General features: G+C 44.0%; 1 protein-coding gene. It reads left to right on the forward strand.

All coding sequences use genetic code 11. The annotated features are described in order from the left end of the window. A partial coding sequence (locus A3738_RS17670) for an Hpt domain-containing protein (RefSeq protein ID WP_197473899.1) occupies positions 1-1,325 on the forward strand: 1,325 nt, incomplete at both ends.

Consider the following 1,325-nt stretch of genomic DNA (forward strand, 5'->3'; position numbering starts at 1 on the left):
AAAATTCAGTAAAGGAAGTCCTTTAGGTCAATTGTGGACGATTGCTTACGCCTTCTTAGAGACCTTGAATGCATCTGAAGAGAGCCTAGGCAGCGCGCAAAAGCAATTACTGCGTGAACTTGATATTCAGCTTAAGGCTATGATTGAAGAAGCTGATGATGCGATGACACGTTTAGTGCCGACATCTTTGTTGGAAAATCTTCTTTATTATGTTGCAACAAGCGACGCTTCATCGGAGCGAATTACTTCATTGCGCGATCAATTTGGATTGCAAATCGATGACGACCCAGAAAAAGAGATTCTTGGCCCAGATAAATCAACGCTAAGTACGATTGCTTCTGTTTTGATGGAAGAGCTTGCTTCTTTCAAAGATAAAATTGACCTTGTATCCCGAGATCAGAGCGCTCAAGTCGATGACTTGAAAGAGTTAATTCCGGCGCTTCGTCAGATGGCCAGTTCGCTACAAATGGTCGGTATCTCTGATGCAGAAAAAGTTCTAGAAGAGCAGATCAATGTCTTAGATAGCAAAGACTTTGTTTCGGTTGATCAAGACTCAATGATGAATCTTGCTGACGCGATTTTGTCTGTTGAAGTTCAAGTTCGACATCTCGCTGAAGGCCCTGAGGCTGCTAATGCCGTGCCGGTTGAGCAATTTGAGAATGCTAATGCAGCAGTGATTGAGGCATCTAAAGCATCAATTGAATTAGCTAAAAATGGCATTGTTGGTTTTATTACTTCTAATTGGGATATCAAGCAGATTGAGGGTGTTCCCGCGATTCTAGAAAGTGTTCGTGGTGGCTTACAGATTATTCCTTTGGAAGAAGCTGCTGAATTGATTAGTGGCTGCAGTCGATATATCAGCGAACGTTTAATTCGAGAGACAGTAAAGCCTGATTGGTCAGAGCTAGATCGCTTAGCTGATGCAATTAGTAGTATTGAGTACTACATCGAACGCCTCTCTGAAGGTGCTCCAGAAAGCGACCGCTTCTTGGAAGTTGCGCGTGAAAGCTTGCATAAGCTTGGCGTGACGAATGGATCGGATGCAACTACGCATATTTCCCCTCACCACATATCTGAAGCGGCTAGTGAAGCGCCAGAGTCAGTCGCGAAGGAAAGCGATGAGCAGTTAATTGATCAAGATATCCTAGAAATCTTTGCTGAAGAAGTAGAAGAAGTTGCTGCTGACATCGAAGCGGCGACTAAAGTATTGCACGTTGATGCCGCGAATCAGGAAGCTTTGGCTGAGCTTCGTCGTGCTTTCCATACTTTGAAAGGTAGTGGTAAGTTAGTTGGTGCAAATGCGATTGCAGATCTAGCCTGGGTTG

The sequence above is a fragment of the Oleiphilus sp. HI0066 genome (assembly GCF_001635725.1).